The following is a 14,433-nucleotide window of genomic DNA, read 5'->3' as shown; positions in this document are numbered from 1 at the left end:
GTCGTCCGAACACCGTTCCCAGTGGCGCAACCGCGAGACGGCCCTCGTCCGGATGGCCTCGCTGCTCGCCGAGGCGACGGCTCCGCCGCCGTGTCCGCGCCGGGCCACGAAGATCCGGACACGGCCAGCATTGCTGCTGACCGCGCCAGGCCGCGGCGAGTCTCGGGATCAGTACCAGTGCGCCCGGCCACCGATCCGGCGGCCGGTGCCGCCCAGGATGGCCAGTGCCACGCCGGCCACCGCGAGAATGATACCGATGGTGTACAGCACCGGGATGCCCACGATGAACCCGATGACAAGGAGAATCACACCGAGAATGATCACTTGACACACTCCTTCGCATGAGACCCGGCCCGGCTCCGTGCCGTCCGGGCGGATGCGCTCTCGACGGGAGGATGGCCAGTTTCCGGATAAACCAAACTACGGCGAATGGAGCAATCTCGGATCAGTACCGATAGTGATCGAGCTTGTACGGGCCTTCGACGTCGACGCCGATGTACTCGGCCTGCGCCTTCGTGAGCTTGGTGAGCCTCACCCCGAGCGCGTCGAGGTGCAGGCGGGCCACCTTCTCGTCGAGGTGCTTCGGCAGCCGGTGGACGTCCGTGGCGTACTCGCCGGGCTTGGTGAACAGCTCGATCTGCGCGATCGCCTGGTTGGTGAACGAGTTCGACATCACGAAGGACGGGTGCCCGGTCGCGTTGCCCAGGTTCATGAGCCGTCCCTCGGACAGCACGATGATCGCGTGGCCGTCCGGGAACGTCCACTCGTGCACCTGCGGCTTGATCTCGTTCTTCACGACCCCGGGCAGCTTCGCCAGCCCGGCCATGTCGATCTCGTTGTCGAAGTGCCCGACGTTGGCGACGATCGCGTTGTGCTTCATCCGGCTCATCTGGTCCGCCGAGATGATGCCGAAGTTGCCGGTGGTGGTGATGAAGATGTCCGCGGTGGCGACGACGTCGTCGAGTTCGACGACGTCCAGCCCGTCCATCGCCGCCTGCAGGGCGCAGATCGGGTCGATCTCGGTGACCGCGACCCGGGCGCCCTGGCCACGCAGGGCCTCCACCGCGCCCTTGCCGACGTCGCCGTAGCCGCAGACGACCACGCGCTTGCCGCCGATCATCACGTCGGTGGCCCGGTTCAGGCCGTCCACAAGGGAGTGCCGGATGCCGTACTTGTTGTCGAACTTGGACTTCGTCACCGAGTCGTTGACGTTCATCGCGGGGAAGAGCAGCTCGCCGTCGTTGGCGAGCTTGTAGAGCCGCTTGACGCCGTTGGTCGTCTCCTCGGTGACGCCGCGGATCTCCTTGGCCATGCGGGTGAAGCGGTCACCGTCGGCCGCCAGGCTCGCGCGGAGGGTTTCGAGGACGATCCGGTACTCGTCCGGGTCCTCTTCGGACGGTTGCGGGACCGCACCCGCCGCCTCGAACTCGACTCCCTTGTGGACGAGCAGGGTGGCGTCGCCGCCGTCGTCGAGGATCATGTTCGGGGACTGGCCGCCGGGGAAGGCGAAGAGCTGGTCGGTGCACCACCAGTACTCTTCGAGGGTTTCGCCCTTCCACGCGAACACCGAGGTGCCCGCCGGGGCGTCCACGGTGCCCTGCGGGCCGACGACGACCGCGGCGGCGGCCTCGTCCTGCGTGGAGAAGATGTTGCAGGACACCCAGCGCACCTGGGCGCCGAGCGCCACGAGGGTTTCGATGAGCACGGCGGTCTGCACGGTCATGTGCAGCGACCCGGCGATGCGGGCGCCCTTCAGCGGCTGCGCGGCGGCGTACTCGCGGCGGATCGCCATCAGGCCGGGCATCTCGTGCTCGGCCAGCCGCAGCTGGGTGCGGCCGGCGCCGGCCAGCGCGAGGTCGGCCACGGCGAAGTCGAGGCCGTTGCGGGTCTGCAGTTTGTCACTCATTCTTCGATGCACTCCGGAGATCGTCGGCGAAACGCTCGGGAGGCAGCACGGAAGTCCCTGCGGACAAAGAGAAAGGCACCTCCCTCACGGGAGGCGCCCTTGGAGTCGTGTCGCGGGCCGAGCGTGGCGGAAAGGATTCCGTCGCAGCGCCTCTCGGCCCGGAACCAGGATGGCAAAGCCGCGGCGAGGCTGTCAAGCGAGCGAGCGGGCCATGAGGACGTCGTCGACGTCCACCCCGTCGATGTGGAATTCGCCCCGCAGCACGCCTTCCACGACGAATCCGCACCGTTCGTAGACCCGGCGGGCGCCGGTGTTGTGACCCAGTACGCGCAGCGTCACCTTGCGGGCGCTTCGGTGGCGCGCCTCGGCCACGGCGGCCTCGACGAGCTGCCGCGCGATGCCCAGCCGCTGCCGGTCCGGGTCGACGGCGAGCCCGTCGATCACCGCCACGTGCCGGTGGGCGGGGATGCCGAACCCTTCGCCGAGCCGGACGTACCCGGCGACGGCGCCGTCGTGCTCGGCGACGAGGACGTCTTCGGGCCGGGTGCCGTCGTCGAAGAACGGCGTGCCGGGCGGCGGCGCGGGCGCGGGGGAGACGGCCGGGGTCCAGGTGCGCTCGTCGATCTTCGCGAGCACGGCTTCGTCTTCGGCGCGGGCGGGCCGGACGGTGATCGTCACGAAAGCTCCCGCCAGGCCTGGTCCACGAGCGCGGCCAGTTCGCGCGGGTCGCGGTTGCCCTCGGAGCTGAGGCTCCGCAGCGTGACGGTCAGGTCGGGGCCGGTGCGCTGGCAGTTCGTCACGAAGCTCTCCTGGGGGGCCGGTGCCGAGCCGGGCGCCGCGGGGCCGTTGTGCCGCAGGCACTGCACGTCGCCGATGCGCACGAGCTCGGTGCCCGGTGCGCCCTGGCCGAGGGCTGCGAAGTCGTCGTAGATCGCCACGAGCCCGGGGGAAGGTGCCCGGACGGCGATGAGCTGGACCCCGCGTCGCAGCCGGTCGTCCTGGTAGTGCTGGGCGAGCGCGCCCGCACCGTCGTAGGCGGCCGACACGCGGGCTGCGGTCTCCCGGTCGGCCTTCTCGATGCCGGTGATCATGGCCTGTCCCTGCCGCGCATCGAACTTCGCGATGGCCTCCGGGGAGCGGCTCAGCTCGCCGAGCCGGGGCGGCGCGGAGAGCGACCGCCCGCTCGGGCCGCCCAGGGTCAGGACCAGCGACGGCACGCCGACCAGCACCGCGCCGGCGACGAAGCCGAGCAGGCCGGTGACGGCCGGCCGGGCGAGGAGCGAGCGGCGGCGTGGAGCCGGAGTGTGGGCCTGCTGCCCCGGCACGGGCGGGAAATCCTCGGTCACCAGGGAATCCTGCCGGAATCCGGCATCCGGCGCGAAGGGAATTTTCCGGCCGGCCTCAGATCAGGTGCGCGTGCCGCCAGATGCCTTCCGAGCGGCCGCCGATCAGGCCCGCTTCGCGCAGGAACGGCACGATCTTCTCCGCCATCCAGCGGCGGGTCTCGTGGAAGTGCGGGTTCGCCAGCGCCGCGGCGCGGCCCTCCCGCGGCTCGATGCCGACGCTGCGGTAGATCCGCGGGTCGACCATGCTGTCGATCACCCCGAACGCGACCAGCGCGGTCCGCACGCGGTGCCGCTGCAGCGCCGCCTTCGACAGCTTCGGCGTCTCGCGCAGCACCTCCTCCTTCGCGAACCGGACGTGCCGGGCCTCCTCGACCACGTGGATGCGGTTGACCGAGCGGATCAGCGGCTGGATGCCGTCGTCGTCCATCATCGACCGCTGGAGCCGGTCGGTGGTCTCCTCCGCGACCAGCACGCTGGCGAACATCGACGGCCCGGCGGCGGTCGCGCCGAACACCTTCGCGGCGCGGTGGACCACCTTGGGGACGCCGTAGCGCGGGACGCCGAGCCGCTGCGCGGTGCGGGCGAACATCACCGAGTGCCGCGTTTCGTCGCCGATCTCGGTGAGCGCGTACTGCGCGTGCTCGCTGCGCGCGTCGAGGTCGAAGACGTACCGGGCGAGCAGGTGCATGAGGACGATCTCGAACCACAGGCCGACGCTCATGATGCTGGCGATCTCGTGCTTGGACAGCTCGATCCGCTGCTCCGGCGTCAGCTTCGCCCACAGGTCCGTGCCGTAGAGGGAGACGCGCTCGAGCGGCATGTACGCCGTGCCCTCGGCGAGCGGGGCGTCCCAGTCGATGTCGACGTAGGGGTCGTAGGAGTTCTTCGCGGAGCTCTTGAGCAGGCGAGCCGCGGTGACGTCCCGGTCCTGGGCCTCGACGCCCATGACGGCCTCCGAAAAGTAGGGGGTACGCGGTGTACTAGCTACTTTGGGAGCGTACACCGCCCGGCGGGTGGTGAGTAGGCTTTGGCCGTGAGCAAGGTCGACGGACGGGCGACACGCTGGGCGGGCCAGCAGGAACGGCGGCGCGCGGAGTTCGTCGACGCCGCACTGGCCGCCATCGCCGAGCACGGCCCGGACGTGTCCACGGAGCAGATCGCCGAACGCGCCGGCGTTGCGCGCACGCGCCTGTACCGGCACTTCGACGGCGCGGAAGACCTCCGGCGCGCGATCGCGCAGCGGGCGGCCGAGCTGGTGACGGCCGACCTGGCGCCGCTGTGGCACCCCGAGGGCTCGCCGAACGAGATGATCTCCACGGTGATTTCGACGCACCTGCGCTGGCTGACCGAGCACGCCCCCCTGCACCGCTACCTCGCCCGCGCGCAGCCGGCCGCCGCGGACGACCGCCCGGACGTCCGCGGCGCGATCGCCCGCCACCTCAGCCGGCTGTTCACCGGCTACCTGACGGAGCTCGGGCTCGACCCGGCCCCGGCGGACACGATCGCGTTCGGCCTGGTCGGCTACGTCGAATCGGCGACGACCCGCTGGCTGGACCACCCGGGAACGCTCAGCCTGCCCCAGCTGACCGCCCAGCTCACGGGCACGATCTGGGCGATGCTGGACCACACGCTGCGCGCGGGCGGCGTCGAGCTGGACCCGGACCGGCCGCTGCCGCTGCCCGAGGGGCTGTGGTCCGCGCGGGAATCCGGCTCGCCCTAGCCGGACGCGTCCTGGTCCTCGCGCGCGAATTCCGCCCGGACGCCCAGCAGCCGCACCGCGCGGGTCAGCTCGAACATCCCGAGCACCTCCTGTGCCGCGCGGTCGAGCTCGCCCGCGTCCGACGTCGGCTCCGGCAGCGTGATGCTGTGCGTGTGGGTCAGGAACGGCACGAACCGCACCTTGACCGCGACCCGCGCCGCCGGGCGGCCCTCGTCGAGGACGTCCTGGGCGACGCGCTCGGCCAGCGCCGTGACCTCGGCCGCCATCTCCGCCGGGTCCGTCAGGTCGCGCTGGAACGTCGTCTCGCGGCTGCGGGAGCGGGCCACCCAGGGTGTCGCGCTCACCTCGGCGTCGCTGATGCCGCCGCCGAGCAGCCGCAGCCACGGGCCGGTCTTCGGGCCGAACCGCGCGGCGAGCTCCGCCGGGTCGGCCCCCGCCAGGTCCAGGACCGTGGTGATGCCCAGCTCGGCGAGCTTCTTCGCCGTCTTGCCGCCGATGCCCCACAGTGCGTCGGTCGGGCGGGCCGCCATCACCTCCCACCAGTTCTCCTGCGTCAGCCGGTAGATCCCGCCCGGCTTGCCGAACCCGGTGGCGAGCTTGGCCCGCAGCTTGTTGTCCCCGATCCCGACCGCGCACGACAGGCCCGTCTCGCGCGCCACCGCCTCCTTGATCGCGGCGGCCAGCGCCTCGGGCTCGGCGGTCTCGGCCCCGACGAACGCCTCGTCCCAGCCCAGCACCTCGACCACGACCGGCAGCTCCCGGACCGCGGCCATCACGCGCGCCGACACCTCGAGGTAGGCGTCCGGGTCACTGGGCAGGAAGACGGCATCCGGGCAGCGCTTGGCGGCGATCCGCAGCGGCATGCCGGACTGGACGCCGAACTCGCGCGCCTCGTACGAAGCCGTCGCGACGACCGCGCGTTCGGTGGGGTCGCCGTTGCCGCCGACCACGACGGGCTTCCCGCGCAGCTCCGGGTGGCGGGCGATCTCGACCGCGGCGATGAACTGGTCGAGGTCGACGTGCAGGACCCACTTCACCCCGCTCAGTCTGCCTCAGATCCGGTGCCGCGCCACGTGGGTCCAGACGGTGCCGGTGAGCGCGATGATGCCGCACAGCGTCACGCCCGGGTCGGGCAGCACCAGGCCCAGGACCAGCAGCGTCACGGCGGCGACGTCGAAGAAGATCAAGACGGCGTTCCGGACCCCGCGCGACTTCGGGCGCCGGCCGTCGCGCAACGCGGCAGCCAGCTCCGGGTCACTGAGCTCCAGGTTGCGCTCGATCTTCTCGAGCTCGGTGCGATCGTGGTGACTGAGCATCGGGCCTCCTTCGGCGCCGAACCCGCCGTATCGCCGTAGCGAATACCCAATCGTCCTCCTCGCGAACCGCCGAACGCCTTCTGATTTCCTGCTTTTTTCTGGTCCGACCGGGTGATCTGCGCTCCGTGACCGGCTTCGGCCACGTTACGTTGCCCTGAAGAACGTGGCCGGTCACGCACCGGACGGCGGTGGGGGCGGCCGGAAGGCCACGTCCTGCCTTCGTGCCGGTGGCCGGTCGGGCCCTTCAACCAGCCGGAGGATTTCATGTCCCTGCCCACCGAACCGATCGGCAGCATCCCGCGTCCCGCCTCCCTCCTCGAAGGCCTCGGCGAGTTCGCCGCGGGCCGGATCGACGCCGCCGCGCTCGCCGAGCTCGAGAGCCGGGCGCTGGCCGACACGATCCGCCGGTTCGAGGAGACCGGCTCACCGGTGCTGACCGACGGGGAGCAGGGCAAGCCGAGCTTCGCGACGTACCCGCTGGCCGGGCTCGAAGCCCTGGCGCCCGACGGCGTCGTCATCCCGTTCGCCGACGGGCACACCCGGCAGCTGCCGCGGCTCACCGCCGGCCCGTTCCGCTACGCGACGCACGCCGGCTCGTACCTGACGCGCGCGAAAACGCTTACCGATCGGCCCGTCAAGCAGGCGGTGATCGCCGCGTCCGCGCTCTCGCTGATCTACCCGGGCGACGGCATCGAGGGGTACTCGCAGGAGCAGTTCGTCGCCGACCTGGTGAACGAGGCCGAGGCGGACATCCGGGGCAGCCTCGACGCGGGCGCGGACAGCGTGCAGATCGACTTCACCGAAGGGCGGCTGTCGCTGAAGCTCGACCCGTCCGGCGGCCTGCTGCGCCAGTTCGTCGAGCTGAACAACGCCGTGCTCGACCGGTTCACCGCCGAGGAGCGCGCGAAGATCGGCGTCCACACGTGCCCGGGCGGCGACCAGGACTCCGTGCACAGCCTCGACGTCGACTACGCGGGCCTGCTGCCGGCGTTGTTCGACCTCAAGGCCGGCCGCTTCTTCGTCCAGCTGGCCAGCGAAGCCGACCCGGAGCGCGCGCTGCGGGTGATCGCCGAGCACCTCAAGGCCGACCAGCGGGTCTTCGTCGGGGTCATCGACCCGATCGACCCGCGGGTGGAGACCGCGGAGGAGGTCCGGGACCGGGTGCTCACCGCGGCGAAGTACGTGCCGGCCGAGCGGCTCGGCACCTGCGACGACTGCGGGTTCTCGCCGTTCGCCGACGACACGTCGACCTCGCGCGACATCGCGTTCGCGAAGATCGCGGCGCGGGTCGAGGGCACGCGGCTGGCGTCGGAGAAGCTCGGCTGAGCGGACGGCGTGAGCCCCGACCCGGGCTCACGCTGTCTCGGCGGCGACCTTCAGCCCGAGGGCGACGAGCACGGTGCCCAGGACCGCGTCGAGACCCCGGCGGACGCGGCCGGCGCTGAAGAACCGCTTCAGCGCCCCGACGACCACGGCGAGGGTGACGAACCACAGGACCGTGCCGGCGGTGGCGATCGCGGCCAGTTCGAGCGTCTGGAGGGTGGAGCCGTCGGCGGGCAGGAACTGGGGGAGCAGGGCCAGGAAGTACACGGCGACCTTGGGGTTCAGCAGGTTCGTCACCAGGCCCTGGCGGAAGGCGGCCCCGGCCTCGAGCCGCGGGGCCCCGGTGGTCCGGGGAAGGTCCCGGTACTCGCCGCGGCGCACGGCCAGCCACGCCTTGACACCGAGGACCACCAGGTAGGCCGCACCGGCCAGCTTGACCACGGTGAAGGCGACCGCCGACGCGGTGAGCACGGCGGCGACCCCCAGGGCGATCGCGACCACCCAGGCGAAGACACCGAGCGCGATCCCGGTGCCCGCGGCGATCCCGGCCCGTCGCCCGCCGGCGAGCGCCGAGCGCGTCACGACGACGAAGTCGGGCCCGGGCGACATCGCCCCGAGCACGACGACCAGCAGGAACGAGGCGGCGGTGGCACCGGGGATCATGGGCAGAGAATACGACCGGGCCGCCACTCGTTTCCCAGGAAGTTCGAATTTGAACCTCGTGTAGGGTCGATCTTGTGGGTGATTCCAGGGGTGAGGGCATGACGGCCGAGGTGCGGACGCGGGTGCGGATCCCGCTGCGGCTCGACGGCGGCGTGGCGGTGGACGCCGAAGCCGTCACCTTCCGCGGCCTGGCCGATGGCGGTGAGCACCTGGCGTTCGTCCTGGGCACGCCCGGTGAGGTGCCGCTGGTGCGGCCGCACTCGGAATGCCTGACCGGCGACGTCTTCGGGTCGGCGCGCTGCGACTGCGGCCCGCAGCTGGCCGAGGCGGTCGCGCGGATCGCCGAGACGGGCGGGTTCCTGCTGTACCTGCGCCAGGAGGGCCGGGGGATCGGGCTGTACAACAAGCTCGACGCGTACGCCCTGCAGGACGGCGGCCTCGACACCTACGCCGCGAACGCCGCGCTCGGCCTGCCCGAGGACGCCCGCGACTACACGGTCGCCGCGCAGATGCTCGGTGCGCTCGGGGTGGACCGGGTCGACCTGCTGTCGAACAACCCGGACAAGGCGGAGCAGCTGCGGGCGGCCGGGATCGCGGTGCGCGACCGGGTCCCGACGGGGGTGTTCGCGACCGAGAACAACGTCCGGTACCTGCGCGCGAAGGCCGAGCAGACCGGGCACACGCTCAGCCTCCCCGGCCTGGCCAGCTGACGCGGACCCGGAGGGTCGCCTCAGGTCAGGCGCTGGGCCGCCGCGGCCGCGGGGCTCGTGGTGAGCTTCTCCAGGAGGCCGATCAGGGTGGCCCGTTCCGACGGGGTCAGTGACGCCATCCAGGCCTGCTCGCGCTCGTTGTGCTCCTGGTAGGCGTCGGTCACCGCGGTGTGGCCCGCTTCGGTGAGCGCCAGCTGCACCGCCCGGCGGTCGTGGGGGACCGCGGTGCGGGTCGCCAGGCCGTCCCGCTCCAGGGTCTTGACCAGCGCCGACACCGCCGCGCGGCTCATTCCGGCGAGCCGGGCCACGTGGCGGGACTCCAGCGGGCCGGCCAGCCAGAGGACGAACAGCACCCGGAAGCCGGCCCAGCTCCAGCCGCGCGGGCGGTGGACCGTCGACTCCCAGTCGTAGACGAGGGCGCCGGCCAGCCGGTGCAGCGTGAGGCCGAGGCGCATCGCCACCGGGTCGGTCGCGGGCAGCTCGGCCTGCGTCTTCCCGATCGCGTAGTCGACGAACGAGAGGTAGTCGAGGTCGGCCGGTCGGTCGGTCATGCGGCCAGGTTAAGGGAAGGAGGGTTCCGCACGGGGTACGGCGGGCTAGCCTGCTTCGATAGTCAATCCTTTGACGATCAAGGAGCGCTCGCCGTGACGAAGAAAGCCTTCGCGTCTTCGGCCGACCTGGCGGAGAAGGCGCAGACCCTCGAGAACCTGGCGGACGGGGTCTGGGCGCTGACCGCCGAGGGCGACCCGAACATCGGCGCGATCGAAGGCGAGGACTTCCTCGTCTGCTTCGAAGCACTGGCCACGCCCGTCGCGGCCGCCGACTGGCTCGCGAAACTGCGGGAGCACACCGACAAACCCGTGCGGTACCTGGTGCTGAGCCACTACCACGCCGTGCGCGTGCTGGGCGCGTCCGCCTTCGACGCCGACGTGATCGTCGCGCACGAGAACACCCGTGCCCTGGTCGCCGAGCGCGGCAAGGAGGACTGGGCGAGCGAGTTCGGCCGGATGCCCCGGCTGGCGAAGGGCGCGGAGTCGGTGCCCGGGCTGACTTGGCCGACGCTGACCTTCTCCGACCGGCTCACGATCGACCTCGGCGGCGACCGCGGCGACCTCGTCCTGCAGTACTGCGGGCGCGGCCACACCGAAGGCGACATCGTCGCCTGGCTGCCGCGGCAGAAGATCCTCTACGCCGGCGACCTCGTGGAAGCGGAAGCCGCGCTCTACACCGGCGACGCCTTCCACCGCGAGTGGGCGTCGTCCACTTTGGACCGGGTGGCCGCTTTCGGGGCCGAGACCCTGATCGGCGGCCGCGGCGGCGTGAGCCGCGGGGCCGATGCGGTCGACGCCGCCATCGCGCAGACGCGGCACTTCCTGGACACGATGCTCCGCGAGGTCGGCGCCGTCCGCGACGCCGGTGGCACGCTCAAGGAGGCCTTCGAGCGTACGCACGCGGCCTTGAACGACCAGTACGGGCACTGGCCGATTTTCGAACACTGCCTGCCTTTCGACGTCTCGCGGCTGTGGGACGAGCTGTCCGGCATCGAGCGGCCGGTGGTGTGGACGGCCGAACGCGACCGCGAAGTCTGGGACCAGCTCCAAGGATGACGGTCGCCGTCCTCGGCAGCGGCCCGGTCGGCCAGACGGCCGCGCTGCTGCTCGCGCGCCGGGGCGTGCCGGTCGTGCTCGTCGACGAGCACGAGGGGCGCGATCCCGTGAGTTCCAAGGCCATCTGCCACCAGCGGGACACCTTGGACGTCTGGGCGTGGCTCGGCGCCGGGTGCCTCGCCGAGGAGGGGCTCACCTGGACGACCGCGCGGACCTTCCACCGCGACCGGGAGCTGTTCTCCCACCGGCTGCCGGACGCCGGCTCCGCGCTCCCGCCGTTCGTCAACCTGTCGCAGGCCCGCGTCGAGGCGGTCCTGGACGAGCTGATCGCGCGGCAGCCGCTGATCGACGTCCGCCGCGGTCACCGCGTCACCGGCCTGACCCAGCCGGGCTGCGTCGAAATCCACTGCGAAACGAAAGCCGGGCCGCGCCGGATCGAGGCCGACTACGCGATCGCCTGCACCGGGGCCCACGGCGACGCGGTGCGCCGGGCGCTCGGGCAGCACCTCGGCGGGGTGTCGTTCCGGGACCTGTTCCTGATCTGCGACATCCGCGCGGACCTGCCGGGCTGGGCGGCCGAGCGGCGGTTCTTCTTCGACCCGCCGTGGAACCCGGGCCGTCAGGTGCTCATCCACCCGTGCCCGGGCTCGGAATTCCGCATCGACTGGCAGGTCGCCGAGGACTACGACCTCGCCGCCGAAGAGTCGGGCGGGGCTCTCGACCACCGGATCCGCGCGATCATCGGCGACCGGCGCTACGAGGTGATCTGGCGCTCGGTGTACCGCTTCCACACGCGGCTCGTCGACCGGATGCGCGTCGGCCGCGTGCTGCTGGCCGGGGACTGCGCGCACCTCGTCGCGCCGTTCGGGGCGCGCGGGCTCAACTCCGGCGTGGCCGACGCGGAGAACGCGGCCTGGAAGCTGGCGGCCGTCCTGCGCGGCGACGCGGGGGAGGAGCTGCTGGAGAGCTACCACACCGAGCGGCACGCGGCGGCGGTGGAGAACGCGGCCGTCACCACCGCGACGATGGACTTCCTGGTGCCCCAGGACGACGAGCGGCGCCGTCGCCGGCTCGACGTCCTCACGCGGGCGGCGCACGACGCGGCCGCCTGCGAGCAGGTCGACTCGGGCCGGCTGGCCGAACCGTTCTGGTACGCGGACTCGCCGCTGACCACACCGGATCCGGAACGGCCGTGCGCGGGACGGCCGCCCCGGGGTGCGTTGCCGCCGCCGGGACCGGGCGTGCTGCTCCCGGACGTGACCGTCGCGAGTGGACGGTTGCGCGACCTGGCCCGGCCGGGGTTCCTCGCCCTGACGACGCCCGGGGTGCGGGTGCCGGGGCTGCGGTCGGTGGCGATCCCGGTGGGCGGGGTGCTGGGTGCGCGTCCGGGCGAAGCCTGGCTGGTCCGCCCGGACGCGTACGTCGCCGCGGTGTTACGGGTAGGAGACGAGCGGGCTCACCTGGTGCCCGGTGTTCGCGGCGTCACCCGTGTCGTTGACGACGTGGACGATCGTGCCCACACCGCCGAGTGACACCGACACCAGGTTGTGGAACCGGACTCCGCTGTTGTTCGGCACTTCGAACGAGTGACTGGCCACCATGGACGGATTCGTGTTGAAGAAGCAGTAGCTGCCCAGGCCCCAGCCTTCGTGGCTGGTCACCGAGTCGGCCACCTTGTACGCCGCCCAGCCCTGCCGGCCGCCGCCGCTGGACCAGGATGCCTGGTCCGGCGGGTCGTACGGCATTTCGTTCTGGAAGAAGTACGTCCGCCCGCCGTTGCCGTTCCAGAGCACCTCGTACTGCTGGTAGTGCTCGACGAACAGGCCGTACATCGTCACGTTCGCGCCGTTGACGACGAGACCGTTGGCCGCGGTGTTGACGTTCCACCCGACGCCGTACGAGTGGTCGCCGCGCCAGAGCCACATGTGGTCGCCGATGACGTTGCTCGAATTGACCACCAGGGTCTGCGTGGCCTTCCCGACGGCCGCGCCGCCGATCCGGAAGAACACGTCGTGCAGCGACGTCGGGTCGGCCGCGTGGTTCGCGTTCGAGCCGGGCTGGCCGACCTGCACGAGCACCGGCGAGTTCACCGCGCCCGCGTCGATCAGCAGCCCGGCGATCTTCACGCCGTCCACGTCGGACGTCGTGATCGCGGCGTTGCCGTTCGTCGGCGTCAGCGTCGCGAGACCGAGGCCGAGCACCACGGTGTCCGGACGCGTGACGTTCAGCGCCTGGTCGAGGTGGTAGACGCCCGGGGTGACCAGGAGGTTCTTGCCCGCGGCCAGTGCCGCGTTGAGCGTTGCCGCCGAGTCCGACGGATGCGCGACGTAGAACTCGCTGAGCGAGATCGCCTGTCCGGCGGGCGCGCCGTGGCCCCAGCTGGTGCCGGACGAGTTCTGCCGCAGCGCCGGGACGAAGACGTTGTAGCTGCCCGAGCCGTCGACGTAGAGGAACGGCTTCTCGCGGATCACCGGGGTCTGGCCGACGACCGTCTCCGGCGGGTTCGGGAACGACGCCGGCGGCGTGCCGGTCGAGCCGACGAACACCATGTTCCACACGCCGCCCTGCCAGCCGCCGAGCTCGCTGTTGCGGGTGAGGAACTGCTGCTGCGAACCGGAAACGGCGACGCCGTCGATCTTGCTGTCGGCGATCAGGCCGCCGCTGGCCCAGCCGTCACCGCCGTTCCACAGCTGGATCTGGCTGCCCCGCAGGTGCATCCGGCGGTAGGGCGCGGCCTGCGCGACGGCCCAGCGTTCGACCTGGCCGGCCGGCAGCGTCACCGAGAGGTTTTCGGCCGACCGCCAGAAGTTCTGCGTCGCGTTGCCCTTGTTGGCCGGGTTGTCGCCTTGCTGCAGCCAATCCGCTTCGACGCGGACGTGGCCGTCGAGGTTGACGTCGTCGGGGGAGAGCCCGAGGCCCGCCACCTGCTCGTAGAAGCCGAGGTTGACGTCGGCGTTGTAGCTGCCGGGCTTGAACAGCACCGCGTAGCGCTCGGTGCCGAACTGGTTGGTGTGCTGCTGGTCCGCGATCTGCGTCAGCCGGTTCTGGATCGTCGAGGCCGGGGTCGAGGGGTCGAACACCGACACGTTCGGCCCGAAGTCCGGGTTGCGCGGGTCGGTCGGCGGGATGGTCGTCCCGCCGCCGGTGCCGTGGGCGGCGACCTCCCACAGCGAATAGCCGTACTGGGTGGCGCGCTGGGTGCCGGTGATCCGGAGGTACCGCGCGGTGCCGGTGAGGGGCACGGTCTGCGTGCCGCCCGTGCCGGTGGTGGTCGAGTACGCCGTGGTCCAGCTGTTCGCGTCGGCGGAGAGCTGGACGCTGAACGCTTTGGCGTAGGCGGCTTCCCAGCTGAGCACCACGTCGCAGAGCTGCTGCGCGGAGCCCAGGTCGACCTGCAGCCACTGCGGGTCGCCGAACGCGCTGGACCAGCGCGTGCCGGTGTTGCCGTCGACCGCGGCGGACGCGGGTGTCCCGCCGTTCTCGGTGGACGACGCGGTCGCGGGGCGGCCCTGCGCGAGGTTCGTGGTGCCGCACGCGGCGGCCTGGGCCGGTGCGGAGCCGACCACCGCCGCGGTGGTGACCGCGGTGACGAAGGTGGTGGCGATGACGAGGAGGCGGTGTACGGGGGAGAACGTCGTTGATCTCATCGGCCTGCCTGCTGCTCGGGGGGAGGACGGGCGAAACGGGCCGGGCGAGCCCCACAGCTCGCGCCGGCGTCGGGTGGTGCGGCGGGTTCACGCCCCGGGACACCCGCCCGGCGCCGTGAGCCGGAGGAGCGGTACCGGGTGGTGCGAGGAGCGCGAACCAGTCAGCCCGAAGGGTGTGTGTCGCGGCGGAACTGT

15 protein-coding genes and 1 riboswitch are annotated in these 14,433 nt (G+C 71.8%); of the genes, 5 read left to right on the top strand and 10 right to left on the bottom strand.

The genetic code is table 11. The annotated features are described in order from the left end of the window. Nucleotides 1–168: 168 nt before the first annotated feature. From ACFVYA_RS32905 to ACFVYA_RS32885, 5 genes are all read right to left on the bottom strand, one after another. Nucleotides 169–309, bottom strand: coding sequence for a hypothetical protein (locus tag ACFVYA_RS32905; protein ID WP_162472556.1), 141 nt, complete (start codon nucleotides 307–309; stop codon nucleotides 169–171). A 136-nt stretch (nucleotides 310–445) separates the two neighbouring features. Beyond that, nucleotides 446–1,906 carry an adenosylhomocysteinase gene (gene ahcY, locus ACFVYA_RS32900; RefSeq protein WP_387050573.1) on the bottom strand — a complete coding sequence of 487 codons (1,461 nt, stop codon included), beginning with the start codon at nucleotides 1,904–1,906 and terminating at the stop codon, nucleotides 446–448. Nucleotides 1,907–1,990: 84 nt separating this feature from the next. After that, nucleotides 1,991–2,067: riboswitch (S-adenosyl-L-homocysteine riboswitch) on the bottom strand. A 31-nt stretch (nucleotides 2,068–2,098) separates the two neighbouring features. Beyond that, nucleotides 2,099–2,584 (bottom strand): GNAT family N-acetyltransferase, encoded by a 486-nt coding sequence (locus ACFVYA_RS32895; protein ID WP_387050571.1) that lies wholly within the window; start codon nucleotides 2,582–2,584, stop codon nucleotides 2,099–2,101. After that, nucleotides 2,581–3,252, bottom strand: a complete 672-nt coding sequence (locus ACFVYA_RS32890) for a hypothetical protein (protein ID WP_387050569.1) — start codon at nucleotides 3,250–3,252, stop codon at nucleotides 2,581–2,583. The genes ACFVYA_RS32895 and ACFVYA_RS32890 overlap by 4 nt, the downstream gene beginning before the upstream one ends. Nucleotides 3,253–3,307: 55 nt before the next feature. Beyond that, nucleotides 3,308–4,198, bottom strand: coding sequence for a diiron oxygenase (locus tag ACFVYA_RS32885; protein ID WP_387050567.1), 891 nt, complete (start codon nucleotides 4,196–4,198; stop codon nucleotides 3,308–3,310). An 87-nt stretch (nucleotides 4,199–4,285) separates the two neighbouring features. Between ACFVYA_RS32885 and ACFVYA_RS32880 the strand changes: the two genes are divergently transcribed. Continuing rightward, on the top strand, nucleotides 4,286–4,972 hold the full coding sequence (locus ACFVYA_RS32880; protein ID WP_387050565.1) for a TetR/AcrR family transcriptional regulator: 687 nt from the start codon (nucleotides 4,286–4,288) through the stop codon (nucleotides 4,970–4,972). On the opposite strand, the gene ACFVYA_RS32875 is transcribed toward ACFVYA_RS32880, so the two are convergent. Beyond that, nucleotides 4,969–6,009, bottom strand: coding sequence for a DNA polymerase IV (locus ACFVYA_RS32875; RefSeq protein WP_387050563.1), 1,041 nt, complete (start codon nucleotides 6,007–6,009; stop codon nucleotides 4,969–4,971). The genes ACFVYA_RS32880 and ACFVYA_RS32875 overlap by 4 nt on opposite strands. 15 nt (nucleotides 6,010–6,024) lie before the next feature. Continuing rightward, on the bottom strand, nucleotides 6,025–6,288 hold the full coding sequence (locus tag ACFVYA_RS32870) for a DUF3040 domain-containing protein (protein WP_285992415.1): 264 nt from the start codon (nucleotides 6,286–6,288) through the stop codon (nucleotides 6,025–6,027). A 264-nt stretch (nucleotides 6,289–6,552) separates the two neighbouring features. On the opposite strand from ACFVYA_RS32870, the gene ACFVYA_RS32865 reads away from it, so the two are divergent. Beyond that, entirely contained in the window at nucleotides 6,553–7,614 is a 1,062-nt protein-coding gene (locus ACFVYA_RS32865) for a cobalamin-independent methionine synthase II family protein (RefSeq protein ID WP_387050561.1), read from the top strand. Nucleotides 7,615–7,641: 27 nt separating this feature from the next. On the opposite strand, the gene ACFVYA_RS32860 is transcribed toward ACFVYA_RS32865, so the two are convergent. Beyond that, entirely contained in the window at nucleotides 7,642–8,274 is a 633-nt protein-coding gene (locus ACFVYA_RS32860; protein WP_387050560.1) for a LysE family translocator, read from the bottom strand. 98 nt (nucleotides 8,275–8,372) lie between these two features. On the opposite strand from ACFVYA_RS32860, the gene ribA reads away from it, so the two are divergent. Next, entirely contained in the window at nucleotides 8,373–8,984 is a 612-nt protein-coding gene (ribA, locus tag ACFVYA_RS32855; protein WP_285992412.1) for a GTP cyclohydrolase II, read from the top strand. A gap of 20 nt (nucleotides 8,985–9,004) precedes the next feature. On the opposite strand, the gene ACFVYA_RS32850 is transcribed toward ribA, so the two are convergent. Beyond that, nucleotides 9,005–9,535: a MarR family winged helix-turn-helix transcriptional regulator gene (locus ACFVYA_RS32850; protein WP_387050558.1), complete on the bottom strand. Its 531-nt coding sequence runs from the start codon at nucleotides 9,533–9,535 to the stop codon at nucleotides 9,005–9,007. A 93-nt stretch (nucleotides 9,536–9,628) separates the two neighbouring features. Here ACFVYA_RS32850 and ACFVYA_RS32845 point away from each other — a divergent pair, with 93 nt between their 5' ends. Together ACFVYA_RS32845 and ACFVYA_RS32840 are read left to right on the top strand one after the other, a co-directional pair. Further along, complete coding sequence (locus tag ACFVYA_RS32845; RefSeq protein ID WP_387050557.1) at nucleotides 9,629–10,591, top strand: MBL fold metallo-hydrolase; 963 nt, start codon at nucleotides 9,629–9,631, stop codon at nucleotides 10,589–10,591. Continuing rightward, the gene (locus ACFVYA_RS32840) at nucleotides 10,588–12,123 is read left to right on the top strand and encodes an FAD-dependent monooxygenase (RefSeq protein ID WP_387050555.1); all 1,536 of its coding nucleotides are present in this window, start codon (nucleotides 10,588–10,590) and stop codon (nucleotides 12,121–12,123) included. Before ACFVYA_RS32845 ends, ACFVYA_RS32840 begins: the two co-directional genes overlap by 4 nt. Here ACFVYA_RS32840 and ACFVYA_RS32835 read toward each other — a convergent pair. Then, nucleotides 12,025–14,238 carry a discoidin domain-containing protein gene (locus ACFVYA_RS32835; RefSeq protein ID WP_387050554.1) on the bottom strand — a complete coding sequence of 738 codons (2,214 nt, stop codon included), beginning with the start codon at nucleotides 14,236–14,238 and terminating at the stop codon, nucleotides 12,025–12,027. The genes ACFVYA_RS32840 and ACFVYA_RS32835 overlap by 99 nt on opposite strands. Between the last annotated feature and the right edge of the window lie 195 nt (nucleotides 14,239–14,433).

This window comes from Amycolatopsis sp. NPDC058278 (assembly GCF_042881395.1).
Classification (GTDB): Bacteria; Actinomycetota; Actinomycetes; order Mycobacteriales; family Pseudonocardiaceae; genus Amycolatopsis.
This window is presented reverse-complemented; position numbering and strand designations above follow the sequence as displayed.

Excerpts from the sequence above, each read along its gene's own strand:
- ACFVYA_RS32835 (WP_387050554.1), bottom strand. The coding sequence starts at position 14,238 with ATGAGATCAACGACGTTCTCCCCCGTACACCGCCTCCTCGTCATCGCC.
- ahcY (WP_387050573.1), bottom strand. The coding sequence starts at position 1,906 with ATGAGTGACAAACTGCAGACCCGCAACGGCCTCGACTTCGCCGTGGCC.
- ACFVYA_RS32885 (WP_387050567.1), bottom strand. The coding sequence starts at position 4,198 with ATGGGCGTCGAGGCCCAGGACCGGGACGTCACCGCGGCTCGCCTGCTC.
- ACFVYA_RS32865 (WP_387050561.1), top strand. The coding sequence starts at position 6,553 with ATGTCCCTGCCCACCGAACCGATCGGCAGCATCCCGCGTCCCGCCTCC.
- ribA (WP_285992412.1), top strand. The coding sequence starts at position 8,373 with ATGACGGCCGAGGTGCGGACGCGGGTGCGGATCCCGCTGCGGCTCGAC.
- ACFVYA_RS32840 (WP_387050555.1), top strand. The coding sequence starts at position 10,588 with ATGACGGTCGCCGTCCTCGGCAGCGGCCCGGTCGGCCAGACGGCCGCG.
- ACFVYA_RS32850 (WP_387050558.1), bottom strand. The coding sequence starts at position 9,535 with ATGACCGACCGACCGGCCGACCTCGACTACCTCTCGTTCGTCGACTAC.
- ACFVYA_RS32860 (WP_387050560.1), bottom strand. The coding sequence starts at position 8,274 with ATGATCCCCGGTGCCACCGCCGCCTCGTTCCTGCTGGTCGTCGTGCTC.
- ACFVYA_RS32870 (WP_285992415.1), bottom strand. The coding sequence starts at position 6,288 with ATGCTCAGTCACCACGATCGCACCGAGCTCGAGAAGATCGAGCGCAAC.